Source organism: Microvirga lenta (assembly GCF_020532555.1).
Classification (GTDB): Bacteria; Pseudomonadota; Alphaproteobacteria; order Rhizobiales; family Beijerinckiaceae; genus Microvirga; species Microvirga lenta.
Window position 1 is genome coordinate 52194 of the sequence record NZ_JAJBBR010000017.1, and the last position, 25911, is coordinate 78104.

A 25911-nucleotide genomic window follows, 5' to 3' on the forward strand; every position below is an offset into this window, starting at 1 on the left:
CGTCGGCGCTTGTCCGTGGCCCGTCCTGTGCTTGGGCGTGCTCAGCGCTGCCGGCCGGTCATGTTTCCGGGTGCTCCGCCATCCGTGCGCGTTCCGGGGTCGAGAGGGCGCGCCTCGGTCTGGCCTGCTCCGGTTTCCTTGTCGGAGCGGCGATGCCGGTCCGCGCTCTTGTCGCGGCTCTTGTTGACGCCGCCCTGATTGCTGCCTGCGTTCTGGGCCATCTCAAAAACTCCTCAAGCTTTGCCGCCGCTCGCGATGTCGGTCGACGGCGCGCGCTGCGGGTGGGAGCCGCCGCCTTGCCTCTCAAAAGCGTTTTCGCAACGGTCGACGTGGTTCTCGGCTCGCTGCTGCATGTCCTGAATGTTGTGACAGGGGTCGTTCACGTCCTGCTGGCAGAATGCGCAGATCATAGGCGTAGCCTCCATTTTGCGTGTGCTTGCGGGGCCAACGTGGTGGCGAAATCGAGGTTCCTCCCAGCATGCAAAACGGCCCGCCGAAGCGGGCCGTGGAGCGGCATACAGGGAGCCGTCAGCTGCGCTGTGTCACGCGGTCCGCGCGGGATCCTGAAGGCCGATCCTTACGACGCTTCCGCTTCTTCCAGGACGGTCTCATTCGAGCTTTGCAGGCCATCGGTCTATTCCTCTGCTTAGGGTTTGTAGCGGTCTTCCGGTTTCGGGCGGTCCGGGTCGGAGCCTCTCGAATCCTCGCGGTGATCGTTTCCGGTCAGGCTCCGGTCGCTTTGCGTCCGGTCGCCCTGCTCGTGGTGGTCGGGGCTGCTCTGGCTCGGATGCGCCGCGCTCTTCTTCACGCTTTGCTCCGCGAAGCCCTGAGCGCGGTCTTCGCCTTTGCCCGTCATGGCGTCACTCGCGCCCAGCCGCGCCTGAGCCGGCGCCCATGCCTGTCTGGCTCATGAGGGCCCTCTCGCAACGCTTGATGTGGCTTTCGGCCCTGGCTCGCATTTCGGGCGTGTCGTGGCAGGGATCGTCCACGTCCTGCTGACAGAATCGGCAGATCATCATGGCCTCCGTTTCGGCATGAACACGAGAGGCCAACGTGGAGACGGAACCCGCGGTTCCGGCGGTGCTCCGATCGGGCGGCTGCTGCCTTCAGAGGCGTGACGGTGGGGGGAGTAGGACTCGAACCTACGAAGGCTTGAAAAGCCAGCGGACTTACAACCCGCTCCCTTTGCCGCTCGGGACACCGCCCCCATCACGTCGATATGACGATACCACCGGCAGCAGGCACGCAGAGGAGGGGAAATCGGAGCATGTCCCGCAACTTCGGAGTACGGCGAAGTTCGAGCGGCAATACGAGCGGAGGAGGAAAGCGGGATAAGAACGATATTCGGGCCGCTCTCACGCAAGTGTGTGTTGCGTTTCCCGCGCCCTTTCCCTCTCCCGCATGAACGATGCAGGTCTCAGATGACGATGAAGTCGCTGTATGCCAGCTTGAGCTTCTTGGAGAGGGTCGCGAAGCGCACGGCAGCGCCGTCTCCGCTGCCGTCCGCATCGTAGTAAAGCGCGCCGTTCTTGCTGTTGTAGATGATGCGGTCGTCCGCATCGGTCGCCTTGCTGCCGATGGTGAAGAAATCCTTCTTCAGCCTTCCGTTCTTGCCGATCTTCTTGAAGACAGCGTTGTCCAGCCGAAGGGTATCGTCCTTCACGTTGAAGTCGGTGATCTTGTCCACCTCGGACTTGCGCAGCTTCGTGTCGAACACGAAGGAATCCTTGCCCTTGCCGCCGCTCAACACGTCGGATCCGGCGCCGCCCCAAAGCTTGTCGGCGCCCCTGCTGCCCGTGATCGTGTTCTTGAGCGAGTTGCCCTTGAGGGTCATCCCCTTGCCGGTGTCCGACGCGGAGAGCATCTCCACGTTCTGCGCCAGGGCGTGGCTGACGGAGGCGACGACCTTGTCCTTCGTCCCGCCTGCGCGCGCCTCGAACACCCTGTCGCCGGAATGGTCCACGTAGTAGGTGTCGTTGGCGACGGTGCCGACGAGGAGGTCCGCTCCGGCATAGCCGCGCATGGTGTTGCCGAGCGCGTTGACGACGCTTTCCCCGGGAAGCGCATCCGCCGAGACGCCCTTGACGATGGCGAGGCCCGCCAGGAGGTGCGCCGAATCCACGACGCCGTTCACGCCCGTGCGTGCGGTGAAGCCGATGGTGGTCGTCTGGCCAGCCGCCAGCGAACCGTTCCAGGTCGCATTGTTCAGGTCGTAGACGACACCCTGCTCCCAGTTCGCCTCGCCGGCGGTCGTGGCGCCCCAGATGCTGTCGATGTTGAACTTGCTCTTGAGGAAGATGCCCCAGTCGTTGACGCTCTCGTTCGCCGTGACCGTGATCTCGCCCTGGAAGCCGCCCCACCAGGTGTTCACGATCCGGACGGTTGCGCCGACCTCTTCGCCGGGGGCTGCCGGCGTGTAGGAGGTCAGGATGGTCGGAAGGTCGACGCCCTCGCTGTCGTCGCCGAAGATGAGATCCGCACCGCCGGCGCCGTAGAGCTTGTCCGAGCCCGCGCCGCCGACGATCAGATCGTCGCCGCCGTTGCCGTAGCCGATATCGTCCCCGTCCTCGCCGAGCAGGATGTCCCGAACGTTGCCGCCGAAGAGCTGGTCGTTGCCGCCGCGGCCGTTGAGGCCGTTGACGCCCTCGTTTCCGTAGAGGCGATCGTCTCCGCGGCCGCCGATCAGGGTATCGTCCCCGTTGCTTCCGAACAGATCGAGCGGTCTCGCGGCGCTGCCCGCCGCCGCGCCGGCGCCGGGCACGGCTCCGGACGCGGAGCTGCCTTCAGCCCGGTTGGCTCCCGCGAGTTCGAGGAGCTGACGGGAGGACAGGGTCTTGCCGTCGGCGAACACGATGGCGATGTCGTTAGCGCTGGGGGCGGGAAAGTCGTTGAAGACGATGGCGTCCCCGCCTTCGTCGAGGATGATCGCGATCTTGTCGTGATTGCTCGTGGCGATGCGGTTCGCGACATCGCGCACGAAGGTGAAACCGTCGACATCCGCAAGGGTGTAGCCGGTCAGCTTGATGACGTCCTGACCGGGCTGAAAATCCCAGATCAGGTCGACGCCATCGCCCTTCTTGTAGAGATAGGTGTCGCGCCCGTCATTGCCGTAGAGATTGTCGCCGATCCCGACAGCCAACCCGCCGCTCCAGGTGAGATAGCCGTCATCCTGGCCGCCGATGATGAGGTCGTCGCCGCCTTCCCCCTGCATCTCGTCGTTGCCGAAGCCGCCATAGATGGTGTCGTTGCCGTCTCCGCCCTCGATCAGGTCGTCGTAGCTGACGCCGGGCTTCAGCTCGACAGGAGGATCCACGGGCTTCGGGTTGGTCGGTGTGGAGCCGCCCGGCGTCGGGTCGACCGCGACGGGCGTTCCCGTCAGCTGTCCCGCGAGCTTGAGGCTGAGTCCGCGTCCCTGGCCGTTGTCGCTGACGCTGGTCAGACGCAGACCGAAATGCTGCTGCAGGACGAGGTCGAGGCTCAGGGGAGCCGAGGAGGCGAGGGTGAAGGTGGTGTCCTGGATATCGTCTATGCCCATCCCCGGGGTGCCGAACTCGATACCGACATCGAACGGTCCGACGCTCTTGCCGACCTCGCCGCTCATGTTGACGTCGCCCTGAACCTCCATCACCCCGTTCGCCGCAACGGCGTATTGGCTGACATGGGAGCCGCTGACGGACAGCCCCTTGAGAAGACCTTCGTTCGAGACCTGGAAGAACAGGCCGCGCAGATCGGCCGTATCGGCCCGGTCGGAATCCCCGGAGATGATGTCCGTCACGCGAACCCGGAATGCGAGCTTGCCGTCGGCCGTCTCGGTGACGGTGATGAGGGCGCCCGGTTCGCCTTTGATGAAGAATTCGATCGACCGGAGTGACGTAGAGGACATGGCGGGACTCTATAGAAGTATAGGCCCACCAAGCGGAAGTTCCGCAGAAAGAGTCAATGCAACGCGGAGATAAACTTAGGTTAATAAAATAACTTCGATCCAGCCTCCGCCGGGTGAGAGGCAAATATTCCAGCATCTGGAAGGACTTCGCAGCAGGCCGACGCGAAATGCCGGGCTGCAATGCGCGAGCGGCATAACGCCGCGATGCCCCCTCCCGGGCCGTTTCGTGCCCGGGTTATGGATCCCGCCCCTGCGGCCGCCGCGTCAGCGGTAGAGATATTCCGGAAGCCAGAGGCCGATCTGCGGAAAGGCGTAGAACATTGCCATCGTGACGATCACGAGAAGCAGGAACGGCATCACGCCGGCAAAGATGTCGTTGATGTTCACATGGGGCGGCGAGACCCCCTTCAGGTAGAAGGGCGCCATGGCGACCGGCGGCGACAGGAACGAGGTCTGGATGTTGAGGGCGATCAGGATGCCGAAAAAGATCGGATCGACCCCGAAATTGTCGAGGAGGGGCAGGAAGATCGGCACGAAGATGACGACGATCTCCGTCCATTCCAGCGGCCAGCCGAGGATGAAGATGATCACCTGGGTCAGGATCAGGAACCAGAAGGGGGAGAGGTTCAGGCTCATGACGAAGTTCTCGATCGGCTGGTCACCGCCGAGGAAGGCGAAGATCGAGGAGAAGATGAACGAGCCGATGAAGAGCCAGCACACCATGGCGGATGTGCGGGCCGTGAGGATGACCGATTCCTTCAGCTTGCTGAAGTTCAGCGAGCGGTAGGCGAGCGCGAGCACGAGGCTGCCGAGCGCTCCGACGGCGGCGGCTTCGGTGGGCGTCGCGATGCCGAAGAAGATGGCTCCGAGAACGGAGAAGATGAGCAGCGCCAGCGGAAAGAACGAGGTGGCGAGCGCCCAGAAGACCTTGCCGAAGGAGGCTGCGCGCTTCTCCGGCGGCAGCTTCGGTGCAAGGCTCGGATTGATCATGCAGCGGACGATCACGTAGAGAATATAGAGGGTCGCAAGGAGCAGACCCGGGAACAGGGCGCCGGCATAGAGCTTGGGCACGGAGACGCCCGCCGTGGCGCCGTAGAGAATGAGCATCACGCTGGGCGGGATGAGGATGCCGAGGCAGCCGCCTGCACAGACGACGCCTGACGAGAGACGCACGTCGTAGCCCGCCCGCAGCATGGCCGGGAAGGCGAGCAGGCCCATGAGGGTCACCACCGCACCGACGATGCCGGTCGCGGTCGCGAACATGGCGCAGGTGATGAGCGTCGCGACGGCCAGGGAGCCGGGCAGGCCCCCCACCGCGATCTGGATCGCATTGAACAGACGGTCGAGAATGTTCGCCCGCTCGATGATGTAGCCCATGAACACGAAGAGCGGGATGGCGACGAGCGTGTCGTTCGTCATGACCGAGTAGGCCCGCTGCACCACGAGGGCGAAGACGATGTCGCCCATGGCCATGTATCCGAAGCCGAAGCCGAGCGCCATCAACGTGAAGGCGATCGGAAAGCCGAACATGATGAAGACGATGAACAGGCCGAGCATCAGCACGCCGAGTTCGGGATTCCCCACACCCCATGAAGCCAGCATCAGATGTCACCCCTCTTGAGACCTTCTTGTTCGGCTTGTTCGAGGACGAGTTTCTCCGTCTCCTCGACGTCGTGGAGGCGAGGGGGCCAATCGCCCCTGCGCAGGCAGGCGATGCAGCGGATCACCTCGGCGATGCCCTGGAAGAGCATGAGCACGCCGACGATCGGGATCAGCGCCTTGAACGGATAGATCGGCGGCCCGTTGGGCGAGTTCATGGAGTGCTCGTTCATGAGCCAGGACATCTGCGTGAAGGGAATGCCCGCATAGATGAAGGCCAGGATGCCCGGGAAGAAGAAGAGGAAGTAGAGGACGAGGTCCATCCAGGCCTGCCGCTTGGGCGACCACGACCGGTAGAGGAAGTCGCCGCGCACGTGGCTGTTGCGGGCCAGGGTATAGGGGCCCGCCACCATGAAGAGCAGCCCATAGAGCATGTAGCTCGCGTCGAAGGCCCATTCGGTCGGCGCCCGCATCACATAGCGCGCGAACACCTCGTAACAGACGGCGAAGGTCAGGGCGAGGATCGACCAGCTCACACCCTTTCCGATGAAGGAGTTGATGCGGTCGATGAGATAGACGAAACCCATGTGAAGCCTTACCTCGGGGTGTCTTCAGGACATGCCTCGAAGGACCGGCGCGCCCGGGTCGGTGCCGGGCGCGCCGCCCCATCTCCCGGAGCCGCCTCCCGATGAGAGGCGGCTCGCGTGCAGCGCTTCAGGTGGCCTTGAAGAAGTGGTCGTAGGCCATGTCGCGCGAGGGCTCGTTCAGGCGCTCGTAGTCGTAGGTGCGCTGCACCCACGCCCTTTGGCTGTCGATCACCTTCTTGAAGAAAGCGTCCTGCGAGAATTCGTCGATGACCTTGTTCCAGGCATCGAGCTGAGCCTGCAGCACGCTGTCCGGTGTCTTGGACACGTTGACCCCGCGGCCCCTGATCGCCTCGAGGTCCTTCGAGTAGCGGTCGAGCGCCTTCCAGGACATGTCCGCGGAGGCCGCCTCGGCGGCGTACTTGACGATCGCCTTCAGTTCAGGCGGCAGCCCATCGTACTTCGCCTTGTTGAAGATGATCTCGAAGGTCTCGCCGACCTGGTGGTAGCTCTGGAGCATGTAGTTCTTCGAGATGTCGGGGAAGCCGAGCACCAGATCCGAGGACGGATTGTTGAACTCCGCCCCGTCGATCACCCCGCGCTCCAGGGCCGGCACGATTTCGCCGCCCGCCAGAATCGTCACCGCGGCGCCGAGTTGCCGGTTCAGGTCGGCCGCAAGACCGACCGTGCGGTATTTGAGGCCCTTGAACGCATCCGCCGACGATACCTGGTTCTTGAACCAGCCGAGGGGCTGCGCCGGCATGGGACCGGAGAGAAACCCGACGATGTTCAGCTTCAGGATCTGCTGCTGCAGCTCGTTGTAGAGATCGTAGCCGCCGCCATAGTTCATCCAGGCGAGGAACGAATTGGCATTCCAGCCGAAGGACGGTCCGGTGCCGAAGAGCGCAAAGGCCTTGTTCTTGCCGTACCAATAGGCGGCCACGCCATGGCCGCCGTCGAGAATGCCGGCATGGACCGCGTCCTGCAGCTGGAACGCCGGCACGACGGCGCCGGCCGCGAGAACGTCCAGTTTCAGGCGTCCGCCCGACATGTCGTTCACGCGCTTGGCGAAATCGTTGCAGAACTCGTGGAAGATATCCCTGTTCGGCCAGGTGGACTGGAATTTCCAGGTGGCGGTCTGCGCTCGGGATACCTGCGGTGCGGCGACAGTTGCGGCGGCGCCCAGTCCCGTGACCTGCAAGAAACGACGCCGTGATTGCTTGGCTCCGCCGGAGGCGCCAGCCTCCGGAGACTTCGCTTTCGTCATAACGACCTCCCTCATGCCCCTCTGATTTCTTATGAAGGCATTATTGTTTTGAGGTCATGTTGCGGCACTTCTATAGGGAGTTCAAGCGAATTCGGACGTAGTCCTGGTCGATGACCGCAAGAGCGCTCGCTTTTACTTGCGGACCGATTGAAAATAGCCGTGACATCCGTGTCGGCAAGACAGTTTATCCCAAAGTTCTATGCCTGCCTATCGGACGACCACCGGAGACCCGAGGCAATACGCCCGAATTCCTAGGAATAATGTGTTTCGAACAGGGTCTCCGGCAACGGGACCTTAACCTCTGCCCTGTTTTTATGACGCAGCGGAAGGCAGGGGCTGAGAAGAGATGTCCATCAAATTAATGGGAGCGACGGTCTGCATCTGCATCGCCGTCCTGCTCTCCGTCATCTTCGGTCGCGATCTGCAGCGTGAGCTGACGGCGATCAGCCAGGCCGAGCAGGTCGAGGAGGCGGCCCATCTGAGGGAGCTCCTCGGACTGACGACCGTCGAACTCTCCCAGGAACGGGTGCTGACCCAGGTCGCGCTCACCCTTCGCGAACCGATCACGCCCGAGCTCCGCTCCCGTCTCGATGCGCAGCGGATCAAGTTCGATGCGGCCACGACGAAGCTCCAAGGCGCGGCAAGGGCCTCGGACCTCTTGACCCAAGGCTTTCTGGCCGGCGTGGAAGGCGCCGTGAAGAAGATCGCCGATCTCCGGCAGGAGATCGATGCCGAGGTCACCAAGACCGCCTTCAGGCGCAGCAAGGACCGGTCACGCCTTCTCGTGCCGGAAATGAAGTCCCTCACGCGCACCCTGTTCGATTACGGTGCCTATCTCGACGTTCGCGATGCGGCCGTGCCCTCTGGCGTCCTCCACGGCCTCAACGTTCAGAAACTCGCCTGGGAGATGCGCGAATACGCCAGCCAGGACCAGACCTTCTTCCTGATCGCAAGCGCGGCACGCTCCCCCATGGACGCGGTCGCCGTCGCCGAGGCAGAAATGAATTTCGGCAAGGCCGAGGAGATCTTCAACATGGTCCGCCTGTCCCTGGAGAGCACGGATGCTCCCAAGGATCAGCGCGACAGTGCGGAGGTCCTCCAGGCACAGCTCTTCGGGAGCTACCGTTCCCTGAGGGCCGGAATGCTCGAGGCGTCCGCCACGGGGTCGTTCCCCTTGAGCTTCGATGCGTTCTACGACCAGTCCAGCACTCTGCTCGAACCGGCCCTGCGCCTGTCGGAGGCCGGCGCCGCCCAGGCGGTGCAGGCCGCCGAAGGCAGCCTCGAGCACGCCCGCCGCGCCATGCTGCTGCTCATGCTCGCCGGGACGGCGACCCTCATCTGCGTCGGCGGCCTGATCTGGTTCGTGAACTTCAGGGTGTCGCGCCGCCTCGTGGTCGTGACCGGCCTCGTTCAGCGGCTCGCCAAGGGCGATCTGACGATCGATCCCCTGCGCTACAGCGGACGCGACGAGATCGGCCGCCTGGCGGAGGCCCTCCAGGTGTTCAAGGCCAATGCACAGGAGGTCGAGCACCTGCGGGCCCTGCAGGAACAGACGCGGGATCAGACCGAGGCGGAGCGGCGCACGGGGCTCCTCGCGATCGCCGACGCCCTGGAGCGCGAGGTGAACCAGGCTGTCAGCGCACTCGCCGGGGCGGCCCAGCAGGCCGAGGCGGCAACGCATACCGTTGCCGAGTCGGTGGAGGTCACGGCCAGCCAGTCGCTCTCCGCAGCCGCGGGGTCCGAGCAGAGCACCGGAAACATCGATGCGGTGGCCGTTGCCACCGAGGAGCTGACGCGCTCCTCGCTCGAGGTCACGGCTCAGATGAACCGGGCCGCCGCCGTGGCGCGGCAGGCGACCCAGATGGCGGAACGGACGAATGCCACGGTCGGCGAATTGGCCCAAACCGCGCAGCGGATCGACAATGTGGTCAAGCTGATCGCCGAGATCGCCTCCCAGACCAACCTGCTTGCGCTGAACGCCACCATCGAGGCGGCCCGCGCCGGCGAGGCTGGGCGGGGATTTGCCGTCGTGGCGAGCGAGGTGAAGGCGCTTGCCAGCCAGACCGCGCAGGCGACGGAGGACATTTCCGCCCAGATCGCCGCCATGCAGTCAACGACGGAGGAGGCGGTGACGGCCGTCGTCGGCATCGGGCGCGTGATCGGCGAGATCGACGCCATCTCGGCCTCGGTCGCCGCGGCGGCGGAGGAACAGGCGGCCTCGACGCGGCAGATCGCCGGGAATGTGGGGCAGGCCGCGGAAGGCACCCGGGAGGTGTCGCGGAACGTGGCCGGCGTCAGCGCGGCTGCCGCGACCGCGGGGGAGGCGGCGGGCCACGCAGCGGGCGCCGTCGGCCAGATCCGCGAGCAGGCGGACGCTCTCATCCTTGCCGTGGGCGGTTTCCTTTCGCGGCTCCGGGCGGCCTGACGCCGCCAGCCGTCGCACCTGCACGAGCTTCGAGCAACCCTCCCATTCTCGGCCGGCCCTGGCTGTCCGCGGCTCAGGCGTTATAGGCACATGCTCCATCATTCTCGCAGCAGGTCGCCCGAAACGTGTCCCAGCCAAGCCAGAGTCCCGCGTCTCCCCACGAGATGGATCTTGCCGACGAGCAGCTGATCGATGCGGAGGCAGACAGCGCGCCGCCACCGCCGAGCCCGCCCCAGAGCGTTGCGGAGCGCGTCCTGCTCGGCATCAGCATCGTCCTGATCGCGTTCAACCTGCGGCCGGTCTTCTCCAGCCTTTCCGTTCTCCTTCCCGAAGTCATGCAGAGCACGGGCGTGTCGCCCTCCGGCGCAAGCCTCATGACCACGCTGCCTGTGCTGTGCCTCGGCCTGTTTGCGCCCGTCGCCCCCGAACTGGCCCGTCGATACGCCGCCGAACGCACGATCCTGGCGATGCTCGTCGTCCTGGCCGTCGGCACCGCTCTGCGAGGTCTGGCTACGGTGCCGGCGCTCCTGATCGGCTCGGTCCTCGCCGGCGCGGGCATCGCCGTCGTCAACGTGCTCCTGCCGGGTCTCGTGAAGCGGGACTTCCCGACCCGCGCGGCCATGATGACGGGGCTTTATACAATGGCTCTCTGTGCCGGCGCCGCCAGCGCCGCCGGTTTCACGGTGCCTCTGGAACACGTCCTCGGCGGCTCCTGGCCTCTCGCTCTCGCTGTCTGGGCGGTGCCGGCCGTCGTCGTCGTGCTTCTTTGGGCTCCGCAGTCCCTGTTCTCCCAGCCCCATATCCGCCGGGCGCGATCTCATGGGGTGTGGCTGTGGCGCGACAGGCTCGCCTGGCAGGTCACCCTGTTCATGGGGCTGCAATCGGCGCTCGCCTATTGCGTCTTCGGGTGGCTTGCGCCGATCCTGCGGGAGCGGGGACTGGATGCGATCACCGCCGGGTTCGTCGTGTCGGTTTCGGTCCTGGTTCAGACCGGCGCCTGCCTGGTCGTGCCCTCCATCGCCGTGAGAGGGCGCGATCAGCGATTGATCAACGTGCTGCTAGTCGCCGCCGCCATGACCGGCCTTCTGGGCTGCCTCTTCGCGCCGCTTTCGACGGTGTGGATCTGGGCCGTACTTCAGGGATTCGGTCAGGGGGGACTGATTGCCGTCGCCCTGACCCTGATCATCCTGCGCTCGCCGGATGCCCATGTCGCCGCGCAGCTCTCCGGCATGGCTCAGGGCGTCGGCTATGTTCTCGCAGCGTGCGGGCCGCTGATCGTCGGATTCCTCCGCGACTGGACCGGGAGCTTCGCCTCGTCGGGCCTGTTGTTCGTTTTTCTCGGCGTCGCGGCTGCCCTCTGCGGCCTCGGAGCCGGGCGGGCGAGGCATGTGGTGGCAGCCCTGACGTCCGGGGCCTGATCGGTCAGACCCGGGCCAGAGCCTGGTTCAGGTCCTCCAGGAGATCCTCCCCGTGCTCAAGCCCGATGGAGAGGCGGACGAGGCCGTCGGAGATCCCCATCTCGGCCCGCAATTCGGGTGTGAAGCGCTGGTGCGTGGTGGTTGCGGGATGCGTGACGAGGCTCTTCGCGTCGCCGAGATTGTTCGAGATGCGGATGAGACGCAATTCGTTCATGAACCGGAAGGCACCCGCCTTGCCGCCTTGGACATCGAGGGCGATCATGGTGGAGCCTCCGCGCATCTGCCGCTTGATCAATTCCGCCTGCGGATGGTCGGGGCGCCCCGGATAGGTCAGGCGCTCGAGCTTCGGGTGATCGTGCAGGGCGTCGGCCAGGAAGCCGGCCGTCGCGGTCTGCCGCTCGACCCGGAGCGACAGGGTCTCGAGCCCCTTGAGCAGAACCCAGGCGTTGAAGGGCGAGAGGGTGGGGCCGGTCATCCGTAGGAATTGCTGCACCTTCGTCTCGATGAACTCCGCGGAGCCGAGGATCACGCCGCCCAGGCAGCGGCCCTGGCCGTCGATGTGCTTGGTGGCGGAATAGACGACGCAATCGGCCCCCAGCTCCAGGGGCTTCTGCCAGAGCGGCGTGGCGAACACGTTGTCGACGGTGAGCGTCGCGCCGGCCGCGTGGGCGATATCGGCAACCCCGGCGATATCGATGATCTCCAGGCTCGGATTCGAGGGCGTCTCCAGCAGAAAGGCCTTGGTTTCGGGCCTGACCGCAGCACGCCACCGGCCGAGGTCCGGTCCATCGACAAGGGTGCAGGCGACGCCGAAGCGGGGCAGGAGATCCTCGACCGCCCAGCGGCAGGACCCGAAGAGAGCCCGCGCCGCGACCACATGATCTCCCGCCTGCAGTTGCCCCACCATGGCGGCGGTGACGGCGGCCATGCCCGTGGCCGTGGCGGCCGCCGCCTCGGCGCCTTCCAGGGAAGCCATTCGCTGCTCGAACATGGCGACGGTCGGATTGGAGAAGCGGGTATAGCTGTATCCCGGCTCCTCGTTCAGGAACCGCCTCTCGGCGCTCTCCGCGGTCTCATAGATGAACCCTTGCGTGAGAAAGAGCGCCTCGGAGGTTTCGCCGAAGGAACTGCGCTCCTGGCCGTCGTGAACGAGGCGGGTCTCGAGATGGTAGTCGGGACATCGTGTCTTGGTCATGGAGCGAGTGTAGGATCGTTCTTTTTAAGGAACAATCGTTTTTTATGCGGGAAGCGCATCCGTCGAGGGCCAGGGACACGCTTCCCAAGACACGGGTGCTAATTGCCGATGGCAACCCCCTCGCGCCGGCTGTCGGCGCCGCCGACGAGGCCTGACGGGGTCACCACGATGGCGTGGATGCCGGAGGTCTGAGGGATCAGGCGGACCTCATGGCCCTTCGCCTCGAGCGCCGGTTTCCAGGCCTCGGCCTCCGTCCCGGCCTCCAGCTCCGTCGGGCCGTTGCGGCTGCCGAAATTCGGCAGGTCCGCCACAACCTGCGGGTCGAGCTTCCAGTCCAGCAGGCCCACCAGGGCCTTGGCGACGTAGTTGATGATCAGGCTTCCGCCCGGCGATCCCACGACGGCATAGAGCTTGTCGTTGCCGTCGAGCACGATCGTCGGAGCCATGGAGCTCCTCGGCCGCTTGCCGCCCTCCACCCGGTTCGCCACGGGCTTGCCGTCCTCCACGGGCGTGAAGGAAAAGTCGGTCAGCTCGTTGTTGAGCAGGAAGCCGCTCCTGGTCATGATCCTCGCGCCGAAGCCGTCCTCGATGGTGGTGGTCATGGAGACGGCGTTGCCGTTCCGGTCGACGATGGAGATGTGGCTGGTGCCGAATTCGATGCCCTCCGATGCGCCCCACCGGAAGGTCTTCTGGAACGGGGGATCGCCCGGCTGGGCCTTGCCCATGGACCTGTTCGGATCGACGAGGGCTGCGCGGGACTTCAGGTAGCCGGGATCGGTCAGGCCCTTGACGGGAACGCTCACGAAGGCCGGGTCGGCGATGTAGAGGGCGCGGTCCGCAAAGGCGAGGCGGCCGGCCTCGGCCATCCAATGCGCCGCCTCCGGCCCGAGCTTCAGGGCCGCCATGTCCTGGGTTTCCAGGGTCGCCATGATCTGCTGCACGGCCACCTGTCCGGAACTCGGCGGACCCATGCCGCAGATCTTGTAGCTGCGGTAGGGGCCGCAGAGGGCTGCCCGCTCCTCGACCTTGTAGTTCGCAAGGTCGTCGAGGGTCATGTCGCCCGGATTCGTGGCGTGGCCCGTCACCGTCGCCACGATATCCTGGGCGATCTCGCCCGTATAGAAAGCATCCGCTCCCTTTTCGGCGATGGTGCGCAGGGTCCGGGCGAAGGCCGGATTCCTGAGGATGGTCCCCACGGCCTTCGGCGTGCCGTCGGCCTCGTAGAAATAGGCGCGGGCGACCGGATCGTTCTGGAGGTATTTCTCCTGGGTCAGAAGGCCGTTGAGGCGGGGCGAGATGGCAAAGCCGTTCTCGGCCAGGCGAGCCGCGGGCTCGATCACATCCTTCCAGGGCAGCTTGCCCCAGTTCCGGTGCGCGGTCTCGAGCAGGCGGACCGTTCCGGGGACGCCGACCGAGCGCCCTCCGACCACGGCATCGTAGAACTTCATCGGCTTGCCGTCGGGCCCCAGGAAGCGCTCGGGCGTGGCCGCGGCGGGCGCCTTCTCGCGGCCGTCGAGGGTGGTCATGGTCGTTCCGTCCCAGAACACCAGGAACGCGCCCCCGCCGATGCCGGAACTCTGCGGCTCGACCAGGTTGAGGACGAGCTGGACGGCCACCGCCGCATCGACGGCGCTGCCGCCGGCGGCGAGAATTTCCCGTCCCGCCTGAGCCGCCAGGGGATTGGCGGCCGCGACCATGTCCTGCGTGGCTGAGCCGGCAGACTTCGCCGTGCGGCCGGTCGGCGCTTCCGGAGCCGGCGCCGCGGGTTGGGAGAAAGCGGGCGCGACAAGCGGTGCGGCCGAAAGAAAGCCAAGCCCCACGAGGCTTCGCCACAAGATTCCTTGAACTTTCATCCCTCGCTCTCCCTCTCGTCGCCGAACCTGGAACGGCCGGATTCCGGCGCCGCAATGTGCGGCAGCGAACATAGTCCTGCCGTTCTGTTCGATTATCAATCGATTCGCGGCGAGGCATAACTGAGGAGGGCAACATGAATTCTTATAATGTGTTTCGAAGTACCGGGCCCGATGGGCTCTGCTGTGCCGTACCGGAAGAGCGCTCCGTCCCCCGTTTCGTAATCGGCCCCCATTGGCAGTTCGACGGGCGCGTCGATGGTTCCGATGCCCCACTGGGCTTCGATGGGAAGGCCGCGGCAACCGGCGTTCGGTTCAACGGCTTCTATCTCTTTGCCAGCTTCCGGCGAGAGACGGCCAAGAACTAGACCTTTCTCGAATTCACCTGCGGTATGCCGGGGGCGAAGGCTGCTTGGCATACCCGATCTCGCCGAACATGCGCTTCGGGCCGGATATGGGCTCTTGATCTCCGGCGGCGCTTGCCCTCTATCATTGCTCATCCTGCGGCCGCCGCTCCCACCTTTCCGTTGAGCCCGTGAACTCCTCCCTAGCCCTCATCTGGACGATCACGGCTGCGACCACTCTCCTGCAAGGTGCCAACGGTCTTCTGCAGGCCTTGATGCCCCTGCGCATGCAGGCCGAGGGCCTGTCGATCTCGTCCATCGGCATCGTGGCGGCGGCTTACGGGCTCGGCTTTTCATCCGGCTGCTTTCTCGCCCCGTCCTTCATCCGGCATGTGGGCTACATCCGGGCCTTTGCGAGCCTCGCGGCCATCGCGGCCGTCGTCGTGCTGGGCATGACGCAAGCCCATTCGACCCTGGCCTGGGCGATTCTGCGCGGACTGACCGGCATCACCTTCGCGTGCATCTTCACGGTGACGGACGGCTGGATCAGCGCCCGCGCCGTTTCCAGCCACCGCGGCCGTATCCTGTCGATCTACATGATCTGCACCAAGATCGCGCTCATGCTCTCTCCCCTCGGGATCGGGCTCGGCAGCATCCAGGCGGACGGGCTCTTCATGGCCGTGAGCGCGGTGATGTCCCTGTCGCTTCTTCCGATCGCCGCGACGACGACCGAGGAACCTCCCGCCCCGCGTAGCGTGCGCATCCGGGTGCGGAGCCTTTTCGTGGCGGCGCCCTCGGCCGTCATCGGCGCCTTCGCGGTGGGCCTGGTCAACGGTCCGGTCATCGCCATCACGCCGGTCTTCGGTGTCAGCATCGGGCTGACGCAGGAAAAGTCGGCGGCGCTGCTGTTTGCGCTGCAGGCCGGCAGCCTGGTGATGCAGTGGCCGCTCGGATGGCTGTCCGACCGCTCGGACCGCCGCTATGTGATCGCAGGCTTGGCCGGCGGCACCAGCCTCGTTTCGATCCTCATTCTTCTGGCGAGCGCGCAAGGTGGGGAAACGCTCATCCTGCTGGGCTTTGCCGCCTGGGGCGGTCTGGCGCTCTGCATCTATTCCGTCTGCGTCGCCCATGCGTGCGATATCGTGGATCCCGGTCAGATCGTCTCCACGGTCGGCTCACTCCTGTTTTCCTGGGCCGTGGGCGTCACGATAGGCCCCCTGTTCGGGGCCTTGGCCATGGATCTGATCGGCCCCAGGGGGCTGTTCATCTATTCGGCGGTGATCTCGTTCGCCCTGATGGCATTCATCGTCGTGCGCATCAGGCTCCTGCCACGGCCTCCGGCGAAGGGCGGATTCGTGGAGATTCTGCCGACGGGCTCGGCCACGACCGTTCTCGAGACGCGGCTTGAGGCGGACGCAGCCGCCGAAGCCTCCGCGTCCACCGACCGATCCACGGAGGAACGGCCCGGCTCAGAGGAGCCGGATGCCTCCTCTCAGAGAGCGACGCCGGCCACCGCCACGGCGGATACGCCTTCGTAGCGGTTGAGGCGCGAGTCAATCATCTCGTCGATCTTGTCGTAGACCTCCGCCACCGTGAGCTGGCGGGTCTTGCGGCCGGCCTTGGCGAAGAACAGGGCCTTGTTGGCCTTGGCCGCAGCCGGGAAGAGGCGGGGCGCGCTCTGCTTCGGCTTCTCGTCCACCATAGAGATGAACTTGCCGGCCCCGTCCACGCCGAAGAAGTGGGAGAGATAGAACTCCGACCGGTTGATCTCGCGGCCGATCTTCTGCTCGATCTTCGCCCGGTCCCGCTTCTTCATCTCCGCCGCCATGAGCGCGGAAATGTAGGGGTTGCGGCGCAGGCCGAGGATGTGCTCGCGCATGGCTTCGTCCGGCACGGTGAGCTGGCCGTTGACGACCTTGACCGCTTCCGCTTCCGCGGTCAGGCCATGCTGCGCCCCGAAGGAGCGGATCACCTCGATCCAAGTGCTGGAAATGAACTGATAGAGTCCCTGCGCCGATGAGGACGACGCCTTGTTGTCGGGAATGAAGCTCGATTCCTTGTCCGCCAGGGCCATCATGTAGACGGGATCCACGCCGGTGACCTCGGAGGCGCGCAGGACGGCATCCACGATCCAGCGCGGCACGCGCATCTCCTCGAACCGCAGATAGTCTCCGGCCGAGGCCCCTGCTTCCGCAGTGTCGGCACCCTCGACCTCGGGAGCGTCCGTGAGCGGCATCAGGGAGATGATGCGGGCGCGCAGGTCGCCTTCCTCTGCGGCCGCAACCGGCACGATCGCCGCCAGCGGATCGGCGGCCGTCGCCGTCAGGGCCGGACGCTCCGCCTTGGCGAGGTCGGAATGCGACATCGCCTCGATCCCGTTCGCGTGGGCGACGGTGGTTTGCGCCTGAGGCGCGGCGAGGGAGTTGGCGTTCGCGGCAGCGGCCGGGTCGGACGCAGCGCTCACCGTCGCAATCGTCAGAAGGGCGCCCAGAGCCATGCTCGTGGTCAGGCGCAGCAGGGCCTTCTTGCCCCATGTGCTGTTGCCAGGGCGCATTGCCTGGCGCGGTTGAAACAAAAGACGGCTTTCGTCGTTATGCAGAAGAATGGCTGGCTGGCGAGCGTCGCGAGACGCTGTCAGGACTACAGTCATGCATGAACCCCCGAGAAGATCCCGCATCGCTCCCGCGAGGCGGGCGAGCGGTCGTTTTTCGTTCAAGTCAGGGACCCGTGGTGACGGCTCGGTATGTTCAGAATGGGTCAGCTTGACCTTGTCCGGGGTCATTCCACCTCCCATCGCGGCGTCCTGTCGCGCATTTTGAAACATTATCACCCGGAACTTTCTAGGCAATGCTTCATCGGCTAGGCTTCATGGCCTAGGCCGCTCAGGCTAAGCGGAAGCGCTCTGGAAGGGCTGAAATCGAATACATTCAATGGCTTGGAGAGAATTAGGTCTCGATTCGACCTCGGCCGTTCACTAACCGGCCGCGCAGGCATAGGAAGACGCGCCGCGCCTAGGACAGCGACGGCCGTCTTCTCATCGGTCTCTGCTGTCGGGGTCGCCGGGGCAGGAAAAGCCCTCTCGGGGTCTCTGAAATACCGGCCCTGCCAGCTCGGCGCCGCGGGACCGAGCGGAGGCGGCTTTGCCTTGAATTAGAGGCCGGAATGGCGCCGTTTCACTGGCGGCTTGGGAGCGGGAGAGCCCGAATGCCCTCCCGCTACAATGTCGGTTCGGCTATTGCCGCTTCACCAGGTTGCGCGCAGACCGGCATAGAAGGAGCGGCCTGCGGTGCCGTAGTCGTACACGTCCTGATACCGGGCGTCAGTCAGGTTTTCCGCCCGCGCATAGACACTGAAGGTGTCGTTGATCCGGTAATCCGCATAGACGTCGAAGCGCGCATAGGGCTGGAGCTTGTTCTGCTCGCCCGTCGAGGAGAAGCGGGTGCCGGTGAAGACCACCGACGGCTCGATGGACAATCCTGCGACGGGGGTCACGATCAGGCCGAGGCGGCCCTCGTCCCGCGGGCGCCGGGCAAGGCGCAGGTCCGTAACCTGATCGAATGCCTCAAGATGGGTATAGGTCGCCTTGACGCGCAGCCATGACGGAACGACGTCCACATCCGCCGAGAGCTCGACGCCCGACGTGGTGGCGCGGGCCACGTTCACGAAGCAGCCGAAAGCCTGGTCGGGGCGGCACTCGTCCGAGCTGGCGAAGTCGATCAGGTTGCGGAAGCGGTTGGCGAAGAACGTGGCCGACAGAAGAAGGCGATCATCGAGCAGGCGCTGATCGATGCCGACGTCGAAGCCGACCGAATGCTCCGACTCGAGCGCCGGGTTGCCGTAGCTCGGGTCGTACAGCTGGTACAGGCTCGGAGCCTTGGCGCCGGTGCCCACGCTTCCGCGGATCTTCATGCCCGTGTTCGGGACCTCGTAGGCTGCCGTGGCGCGCCAGGTGCCGAAGCGGTCGCCGTCCTCGACGTCGTCGAGACGGCCCCCGAGGGACAGATGCAGGTTCTCGAACAGGGTGAACTGATGAAGGGCATAGAGCGAGCGCGTCGTCTGCGAGGCGTCGTTCGTCTCGCGCTCGGGGGTCACGAAGGGCAGAACGTCCCGGGCGGTCGAGGTGAGGCGCTCCCGCTCCGCTTTCGCGCCGAAGGTGAGAAGGCCGAAGGCGCCGAGCTTCAGGTCGCCCTGGTACTCCGCCGCGACGCGGTCGCCAGTAAAGCCGGAATTCGACCAGTACAGCGACGGCAGGGCATAGGAGCCCACATCCCGGTAGTGCCTGTTCGTGCGGCTCGCCGAGACGAGGATCGTGTTCCGCAGCAAACCGTCCAAGGTATAGGCCGTCAGCCGGGTATGCCCCTCGAAGAGGCGCTGCTGCGACTGCGACGGCGAGTCGGGCAGACTGCCGAAGATGGCATCGTACTGTGCGCCGTTGAAGCTGCCATATCCTCCCACCTCGAGTTCCGCGTCGGGAGAGAGCGCGACAATCACGCGACCGGACGCGCCGAGGCGCTGGGCTCCATCCGCTTCGAGGGGCCAGAAGCGCGTGTTTTCGATCCTTCCGATACGGTAGCCGTAGCGGGAGAAGCCCGCCGTGTCGAAACCGGTCGTGGAGAAGGCATAGGAGACCGGGCCGGAACTGCCGGAGACGGCGGCGCGCACCGCCTTGGTGCCGTAGCTCCCGGCCTCGACGCTGGTGGTGAAGCGCGGCGCGCCCTTGCCCTTGCGGGTGATCACGTTGATCACGCCGCCCATGGCATCGGAGCCGTAGAGAGCGGATTGCGGGCCGCGCAGAACCTCGATGCGTTCGATGTCCGTCGCGACCAGATTGGCGAAGTCGAACTCGGCCGATCCCGAGGACGGATCGTTCACGCGCACGCCGTCGATGAGAACGAGGGTATGGCGCGCCTCGCCGCCGCGGATGCGCACGGACGTGGTGGCGCCGGCTCCGCCGGTCTCGACGACCGAGAGGCCCGGCACGCGGCGCAGCACGTCCGCGATGCTCTTCGGGGATTCCTTGGCGATTTCCTCACCGGTGATCACCGAGATCGCGCTGCCTGCCTGCGTGATGGCGAGCGGCGTGCGGGTTGCGGTGATGACGATGTCCGGAAGGAGCATCGGCTCCGTCACGGTTTGGGCCTGCACGGCTCCGCTGACGAGCGCGCAAAACGAGACGGAAGCCGCCAGGAGGCGGCGCGATGGCGTAAACATGGAGACCTCCTGCCCGCCCCACCGCGAGCAAAGATGGGTTGCACTCGGACATTGGCCGGTCTCCTGGCTCGCGGGTTGTGGCGCACGATCCGCCTTCCCAAATCCCGAGCTTCCGCCGCGGGGGATTCAGTGGCATGAAGGATCGCCGCTCGCCGCTTACAGTTGCGGGGGCAGCCACGGGATAGGACGAATCCGCACCGTGTTCCCGTTTCACCTCGATCGCTCGAGGCACCAACGTCGGTCCCTCTCATAGGGGGTTGCTCATCATGCCGCAACTCTGCCACAAACGAATTTCCGGTCCGCTTGCGCTCGCGGCGCTTGTGTTGCTTTTCGGCACCGGAAGCGTTCCTGCCGCGCAGAAGCCGCAGCGTGTGGTCTCGCTCAATCTCTGTACCGATCAGATGCTGCTTGCCTTGGCGGACAGGGAGCAGATCGCATCCTTGAGCCCGCTTGCCGTCGACAGGTCGCTCTCCTTCCTGGCCGACGAGGCCGAAGGCCTGCCGATGAACGAAGGGAAGGGGGAGGCGATCCTCTTCGGCGGCGCGGATCTCGTCCTCACCGGCTCCTTCGGACATTACAATCGCACGTCGCTTCTGGAGGGCCAGGGGCTTGAGGTGCTCGCTCTCGATCCTTGGCCGAGCCTGGAGCAGGGGCGGGAGCAGATCAGGACGGTCGCCCGGCGCCTGGGCCATCCCGAACGCGGCGAGGCCCTGATCGCGGACATCGACGCCGCGCTTGGGCGCACGAAGGACATCGTGCCGGACGGGCGCAGCATCCTGCACTATCAGAGAAGGGGGTGGGTGCCTGCTTCCGCGTCGCTCATGGGTGAGATCCTGCAGCATATGGGCTTCACCCTGCATCAGGACCGACTTGGGCTGAGCGGGGGCGGCGTGGCCCGGCTCGAGGAAATCGTCACCCGCCCACCCGACTACATGCTCATGGAGGACGATGCCGGGCGGGCCGTCGACAACGGCTCCGCTCTCCTCGTTCATCCCGCTCTGACGGAAAGCGTGCCGCCGGAGCGGCGCCTGTCCATGGCCGGCCGGCTGGAGATCTGTGGCGGGCCCTCGACGCCTGCCGCCATCGACGCTCTCGCGGAGGAGGTCAGGAAGAAGGTGCGGTAACCCGGAGCAGCCACTTACCGGAGCGTCAGTCGGAGAGGGGGCGCGGGCTTGAGGAGAAGCGGGCATCCGGCCGCCATGAAGACCACGGCATCGCAGGCTGCGGCCATCCGCTGGTTCAGCCGCCCCTGGGCGTCACGGAATGCGCGCCCGAGAGGGGTTTCCGGCACGAGGCCGTGGCCGACCTCGTTCGAGACGAGCACGAGAGGTCCCGCGGCTCCGGCGACCGCCCGCACGAGGTCATGCGTCCCTTGTTCCACGTCCGCCCCCGCGAGCAGAACGTTCGACAGCCAAAGCGTCAGACAATCGACCAGCACGACCCGCTCGGGAGCGGTTTCCCGGCGGATGGCCTCGGCGAGGGCGAGCGGAACCTCGCGGGTCATCCAGGAATCGTCGCGCTCGGACCGGTGGCGGGCAATGCGCTCCCGCATCTCGACGTCGAGCCCCTGGGCCGTCGCCACATAGACCCGCTGTCCGAAGGCCGTTTCGGCCAGATCTTGGGCCAGACGGCTCTTTCCCGAGCGGGCTCCGCCGAGAACGAGGGTGCGGCGAGAAACGGTCGTCATGGATCACCCGTGGCAGGATCGCGGCGGCCGGCCGTCAGGCGGTCAGGCGGCCGAGCGGCATCGCCATGTGCACGCACAGACCCTCGGTTCGCCATTCGCGCTCCAGCGTGCCGCCGAGCTGGCCGGCGATGCTTCTCTGGGCAAGCTGACTGCCGAACCCCTCGAAGCTGGGCGGCCCGAGGACCGGCGGCCCCCCGACCTCGGTCCAGTCGATCCTGACGTCGTCGCCGTCGATCCTCCACCGGATGGCAAGCTGTCCCTCCGAATTGGACAGGCAGCCATATTTGGCGGCGTTGGTGGCAAGCTCGTGCAGGACCAGGGCGAGGCTCGTGGTGGTGTTGGAGCCGACGCGCACCTCGGGACCCTCGGCGACGATCCGGCCGCCTTCCACTTGGGTGTAAGGCGCAAGGACGGACTCGATGAGCTTCTTCAGGTCGACCTCGGAGCCTCCGTGAGCGCCTGAGGCCGACACCGGCTGGACCAGTTCATGCGCCCGCGACAGGGCGCTCAGGCGTCCCCGCAGGGCATTGGCCATCTCCTTGGGATCCTTGGCCGTTCGGGCCGTCATGGAAACCATGCCGTTGGCGATGGCGAAGAGGTTCTTGACCCGGTGCGTCAGTTCCCGCGTCAGGAGCTGCTGCGCTTCCTGCGAGGCCTTCTGCTCGGTGATGTCGCTGATGATGCCGGAAAGGCTGACGGCACGAGGCCGGTCGCCGCTCCCGACGAAACGGACGGATCCGTTGGAGCGCATCCAGCGGACGCTGCCATCGGAGAGGATGGTTCGATACTCCGCCTCGTAGCGGCCGCCGGAGCCCGGGGCGGTGGCAGCCGCCATGTGCTCCTTCACGGCCTGGCGATCATCAGGATGAACCCGCTCCATGGCCTCCTCCAGGGGCATGCTGTGCAGGCCGTCGGGTGGAATGTTGAAGAGGGCGCAGGTTCCTTCGTCCCAGCTCACGGTTCCGGCGTCGAGATCGATCCTCCACGTGCCGAGCCGGGCGGCCTCGAGCGCCAGCCGGTGCTGCTCCTCCAGGGTGCGAAGGGATTCCTCCGCCTGCTTCTGGCCGTCGATGTCGGTGCAGGTGCCGAACCAGCGCGCGATCGTTCCGGACATGTCCTGGATCGGGATGCCCCGGCTGAGCATCCAGGAATAATGTCCATCCGCCCGCCTGATCCGGCATTCTCCCTCATAGGGCTGCCCCGCTTCGAGCGACGCATGCCAGCGGTCGAGGACCGTCGGGAGGTCGTCGGGGTGAACGGCGCCGGTCCATCCCTCGCCGAAGGATTGCTCCATCGTCAAACCGGTGAATTCGTGCCAGCGCCGGTTGAAGTAGTCGTGATATCCATCCGGACGGGCCGACCAGACAAGCTGCGGCAGACTTTCCGCCAGAACGGCAAACTGGCTCTCGGTCGCATTCAAGTCCACTCGCGTCCCCCTGGCATCGGTTGCCTTCCGGTCAGCTTCGTTGTTGAAGCCATAGTTCTAGGCCTTTTGGGAGCTTGGCAAGTCGTCCCGACGCAATCCGTGGCATCTCCGGGCCGGAAGTTGCCCGGGAGTAGCCCCGCGGCCCGAAAGTCATTAAGGATCGCTCCGCGTCTGGTGGTTCGCCGTTCGAGCACATAGATGCAGGGCTGCTCGTCGAAAGATCGGCGGCGTTTCCCGAGCTGAGGCTGGTTTCTTTTTTCATGAATGACATGAGCCCCAATCCGGTTTCTCCACCGGCCATTGCGTCGGCAGACGCACTCCATCCGAAGGAGCGGCGATCCCACCGCTTCGCCTGGATCGGGATGGCTGCGAGCATCCTGCTGTTCGGGGCTTCCCTCGTCGTGCTCTGGCACATTGTTTCGGAAATCGACACCAACGAACTCAAGGCGGCCTTCACGGCCGCCAGCTTCCGCCAGATCGGCCTGGCGGTGCTCTTTACCGCTGTCAGCTACGGTCTGCTGACCTGCTACGACGCCATCGCCTTGCGGCAGTTGAAGCTGCACATCCCGTATCGCACGACGGCACTCGCGTCGTTCACGAGCTATGCCGTCAGCTTCACCCTGGGGTTCCCGTTGCTGACGGCGGGAACGGTCCGCTACTGGATCTACGCCTCGAAGGGCGTCAGCGGGGCGCGGGTGGCGAGCCTCACGGTCATTGCCGGCGTGACCTTCTGGCTCGGCATGGCGCTGGTTCTGTCCTGGAGCATGATCAGGCAGGCGGACGACGTGGCCAGCCTCGTCTATACGAGCATCTGGCTCAACCAGTTCGTCGGCCTGTCCGCGGGCATTTTCGTGGTGGGCTATCTCGTCTGGGTTTCCATCAAGCGCCGGATGGTCAAGATTCAGGGCTGGAAACTCGAACTGCCGGGGTTCCGCCTCTCGATCGCACAGATCCTGATCGGAGCCGTCGATGTCTGCGCCGGAGCCGGGGTGCTCTTCGTCCTGCTGCCGGGCGGCCACAACATCAGCTTCGAAACGTTCGTGGCCGTCTATATCTTTGCCGTCATGCTGGGGGTGGCCAGTCACGCTCCGGGCGGGCTCGGCGTCTTCGAGGCCACGATCCTGCTGGCTCTCTCGAGCTATCCGCGGGAGCCGGTTCTCGGCGCCCTTCTGCTCTACCGGCTGTGCTACTACCTCGTCCCGTTCGTGGTGGCGCTGGCCCTGCTGGGTGCCTACGAGATCCGCAACCGGATGAAGATTTCGCGCGACGCCTTCAAGCCCGACGAGGAAGAAGCGCTCGCGGAATGATCGGCCCCTGGGCATCGTGGATGACACCGGCGGGCGTCTCCCCTAAATAGGGCGTGCCATTCCTTTCGGATCTTCAGCCTCCGATGAACGAACCAGACGACATGAGGGCGCAGGACGAGCCTGAGCGCGCCGGCTCCCCGGTCCGTCGTAGCGCCGTTCGCGGCGCCTTGGTCGCGAGCCTCGTGTTCGTTGCGCTCGCCGCGTTCCGGGGCCAGTGGGATGCTTGGTTGCTGGCAGCGGCCGTCGTTTCGATCTCCCTCGCGGCTACCGTCGGAGGTTCCAGACGGGGGCTTGGAGAAGGGCTTCTGGGAACCCGCAGTCGCCTCCAGTCGAGGGAGGCGCGGCGGACCGGCATCGCCGAGGCGCTTCTGGCCCATATCCCGGACCCGGTGATCCTCGTCGATCAGCGGGCTCTCGTGGTGGAGGCCAACGCGGCCGCCCGCGCGCTGCTGCCGGGCTTGAAGACCGAACATCCCTTGTCCTTCGCCCTGCGCAGTCCCGACGTGCTCGACGGCATCGACGAGGTCCTGGTTTCGGGCGCGCCGCTGCGGATCGAGTATTCGGAGCGGGTTCCGACGGAACGGACGTTCGAGGTCCATATCGGCCCGCTGAAGGGCGACCCATCCCAGATCGGGGTGCAGTCGGGCGTCGTCCTGTTCTTCCGCGACCAGACCTCGGCACGGCGCCTGGAAGCCATGCGCGCGGACTTCGTGGCCAATGCGAGCCATGAGCTGCGCACCCCCCTCGCGTCGCTTCTCGGCTTCATCGAGACCCTACAGGGGCCGGCCCGGGACGATGCCCGCGCCCGGGAGAGGTTCCTCGACATCATGCGGGGGCAGGCGCACCGCATGAAGCGCCTGATCGACGACCTCCTGTCCCTGTCGCGCATCGAGATGCGGGCCCATGTCCTTCCCACGGAGGCGGTCGACCTCATGTCCATCGTCGCGCAGATGGTCGAAACCCTCACGCCCTTGGCGAGAGACCGGGGGGTAACGATCCAGGCGCGCCTTCCCGACCGCCCCGTGCCGGTGCTGGGAGACCGCGACGAACTCCTGCGCGTCATGGAGAACCTGATCGAGAACGCGGTGAAATACGGCGAGAGCGGCGGCAGGGTCGACGTCGAGTTGGCGCCCCTCCAGCCTTCGGACGGCGAAGCGCGGCCGCAGGTGGTGCTCTCCGTCCGCGACTATGGGCCGGGCATCGCGCCGGAGCATCTGCCGCGCCTTACGGAGCGGTTCTACAGGGTCGATGTCGCGGAGAGCCGCGACAAGGGCGGCACGGGGCTCGGCCTCGCCATCGTCAAACATATCGTCAACCGCCACCGCGGAATCCTGGATATCTCGAGCGAACCCGGCCGCGGGGCCTGCTTCACGGTAACGATCCCGGAGGCGGTTCAGGGCGAGACGGCCGGTCCCCGATAAGCCGTTCTGTCAAAGACCGGAACCCGCATTCAAGATTGTTTTCCCAGACGTTGTCTTCGCGGCGTCGGGCGCCGCCCATCCAGCAGCCTCGGCCTAAGCTACGCTGATTGCTCGATTTATCGAGCTTCGCCGGCTGAACTTCATCCGCGTTGGTCACGTTGTCTTGAACGGGTGGCCGGATGCTGGCGGCGGGCGTTGTCACTGAACTGTCATCCAACTGTCGTAGACGAGACATCGGAAGATCCTAGCTGTCCCGGCGGCAACGGCATGTCCATCGATCGGTCTGCCTGCCAC

20 protein-coding genes, 1 tRNA gene and 1 riboswitch are annotated in these 25911 nt (G+C 65.6%); of the genes, 7 read left to right on the forward strand and 14 right to left on the reverse strand.

Annotated features, from left to right (window positions below):
• Positions 1-41: 41 nt before the first annotated feature.
• The 8 genes from LGR44_RS20730 to LGR44_RS20765 form a co-directional block, all read right to left on the reverse strand.
• Complete coding sequence (locus LGR44_RS20730) at positions 42-221, reverse strand: hypothetical protein (RefSeq protein ID WP_226742621.1); 180 nt, start codon at positions 219-221, stop codon at positions 42-44.
• Between the two features lie 12 nt (positions 222-233).
• A complete protein-coding gene (locus tag LGR44_RS20735; RefSeq protein ID WP_226742622.1) occupies positions 234-410 on the reverse strand; it encodes a hypothetical protein in 177 nt (58 codons plus the stop codon).
• A gap of 236 nt (positions 411-646) precedes the next feature.
• A complete protein-coding gene (locus tag LGR44_RS20740) occupies positions 647-856 on the reverse strand; it encodes a hypothetical protein (protein ID WP_226742623.1) in 210 nt (69 codons plus the stop codon).
• 265 nt (positions 857-1121) lie between these two features.
• Positions 1122-1208 (reverse strand) — tRNA-Tyr (locus tag LGR44_RS20745).
• Positions 1209-1417: 209 nt separating this feature from the next.
• Positions 1418-3883, reverse strand: a complete 2466-nt coding sequence (locus LGR44_RS20750) for a calcium-binding protein (RefSeq protein ID WP_226742624.1) — start codon at positions 3881-3883, stop codon at positions 1418-1420.
• A gap of 264 nt (positions 3884-4147) precedes the next feature.
• Positions 4148-5485, reverse strand: coding sequence for a TRAP transporter large permease (locus tag LGR44_RS20755; protein WP_226742625.1), 1338 nt, complete (start codon positions 5483-5485; stop codon positions 4148-4150).
• Positions 5485-6069, reverse strand: a complete 585-nt coding sequence (locus tag LGR44_RS20760) for a TRAP transporter small permease subunit (protein WP_226742626.1) — start codon at positions 6067-6069, stop codon at positions 5485-5487. The genes LGR44_RS20755 and LGR44_RS20760 overlap by 1 nt, the downstream gene beginning before the upstream one ends.
• 127 nt (positions 6070-6196) lie before the next feature.
• Complete coding sequence (locus LGR44_RS20765; RefSeq protein WP_226742627.1) at positions 6197-7333, reverse strand: TRAP transporter substrate-binding protein; 1137 nt, start codon at positions 7331-7333, stop codon at positions 6197-6199.
• A gap of 346 nt (positions 7334-7679) precedes the next feature.
• Here LGR44_RS20765 and LGR44_RS20770 point away from each other — a divergent pair, with 346 nt between their 5' ends.
• Together LGR44_RS20770 and LGR44_RS20775 are read left to right on the forward strand one after the other, a co-directional pair.
• Positions 7680-9758 carry a methyl-accepting chemotaxis protein gene (locus LGR44_RS20770; RefSeq protein WP_226742628.1) on the forward strand — a complete coding sequence of 693 codons (2079 nt, stop codon included), beginning with the start codon at positions 7680-7682 and terminating at the stop codon, positions 9756-9758.
• 125 nt (positions 9759-9883) lie between these two features.
• The gene (locus LGR44_RS20775; protein WP_404809966.1) at positions 9884-11176 is read left to right on the forward strand and encodes a CynX/NimT family MFS transporter; all 1293 of its coding nucleotides are present in this window, start codon (positions 9884-9886) and stop codon (positions 11174-11176) included.
• Between the two features lie 4 nt (positions 11177-11180).
• Here the strand turns inward: LGR44_RS20775 and LGR44_RS20780 are convergent, their stop codons facing one another.
• A complete protein-coding gene (locus LGR44_RS20780) occupies positions 11181-12371 on the reverse strand; it encodes an O-succinylhomoserine sulfhydrylase (protein WP_226742629.1) in 1191 nt (396 codons plus the stop codon).
• Positions 12372-12469: 98 nt separating this feature from the next.
• Positions 12470-14224: a gamma-glutamyltransferase gene (gene ggt / locus LGR44_RS20785; RefSeq protein WP_226742630.1), complete on the reverse strand. Its 1755-nt coding sequence runs from the start codon at positions 14222-14224 to the stop codon at positions 12470-12472.
• Between the two features lie 134 nt (positions 14225-14358).
• Here ggt and LGR44_RS20790 point away from each other — a divergent pair, with 134 nt between their 5' ends.
• Together LGR44_RS20790 and LGR44_RS20795 are read left to right on the forward strand one after the other, a co-directional pair.
• Entirely contained in the window at positions 14359-14589 is a 231-nt protein-coding gene (locus LGR44_RS20790) for a hypothetical protein (protein WP_226742631.1), read from the forward strand.
• A 167-nt stretch (positions 14590-14756) separates the two neighbouring features.
• A complete protein-coding gene (locus LGR44_RS20795; RefSeq protein WP_226742632.1) occupies positions 14757-16103 on the forward strand; it encodes an MFS transporter in 1347 nt (448 codons plus the stop codon).
• Here LGR44_RS20795 and LGR44_RS20800 read toward each other — a convergent pair.
• Positions 16058-17119: a transglycosylase SLT domain-containing protein gene (locus tag LGR44_RS20800; protein WP_226742633.1), complete on the reverse strand. Its 1062-nt coding sequence runs from the start codon at positions 17117-17119 to the stop codon at positions 16058-16060. The two genes, LGR44_RS20795 and LGR44_RS20800, sit on opposite strands and share 46 nt — an antisense overlap.
• A gap of 689 nt (positions 17120-17808) precedes the next feature.
• Positions 17809-19776 carry a TonB-dependent receptor plug domain-containing protein gene (locus LGR44_RS20805; RefSeq protein WP_226742634.1) on the reverse strand — a complete coding sequence of 656 codons (1968 nt, stop codon included), beginning with the start codon at positions 19774-19776 and terminating at the stop codon, positions 17809-17811.
• 36 nt (positions 19777-19812) lie between these two features.
• Positions 19813-20027: riboswitch (cobalamin riboswitch) on the reverse strand.
• Between the two features lie 15 nt (positions 20028-20042).
• Here LGR44_RS20805 and LGR44_RS20810 point away from each other — a divergent pair.
• The gene (locus LGR44_RS20810; RefSeq protein ID WP_226742635.1) at positions 20043-20900 is read left to right on the forward strand and encodes an ABC transporter substrate-binding protein; all 858 of its coding nucleotides are present in this window, start codon (positions 20043-20045) and stop codon (positions 20898-20900) included.
• A gap of 14 nt (positions 20901-20914) precedes the next feature.
• On the opposite strand, the gene cobU is transcribed toward LGR44_RS20810, so the two are convergent.
• The gene (cobU, locus tag LGR44_RS20815) at positions 20915-21463 is read right to left on the reverse strand and encodes a bifunctional adenosylcobinamide kinase/adenosylcobinamide-phosphate guanylyltransferase (protein WP_226742636.1); all 549 of its coding nucleotides are present in this window, start codon (positions 21461-21463) and stop codon (positions 20915-20917) included.
• Between the two features lie 34 nt (positions 21464-21497).
• Positions 21498-22889 carry a sensor histidine kinase gene (locus tag LGR44_RS20820; RefSeq protein ID WP_226742637.1) on the reverse strand — a complete coding sequence of 464 codons (1392 nt, stop codon included), beginning with the start codon at positions 22887-22889 and terminating at the stop codon, positions 21498-21500.
• A gap of 260 nt (positions 22890-23149) precedes the next feature.
• On the opposite strand from LGR44_RS20820, the gene LGR44_RS20825 reads away from it, so the two are divergent.
• Complete coding sequence (locus LGR44_RS20825; protein WP_226742638.1) at positions 23150-24196, forward strand: lysylphosphatidylglycerol synthase domain-containing protein; 1047 nt, start codon at positions 23150-23152, stop codon at positions 24194-24196.
• A 101-nt stretch (positions 24197-24297) separates the two neighbouring features.
• Positions 24298-25617, forward strand: a complete 1320-nt coding sequence (locus LGR44_RS20830) for an ATP-binding protein (protein WP_404809967.1) — start codon at positions 24298-24300, stop codon at positions 25615-25617.
• The last annotated feature ends 294 nt before the right edge of the window (positions 25618-25911 follow it).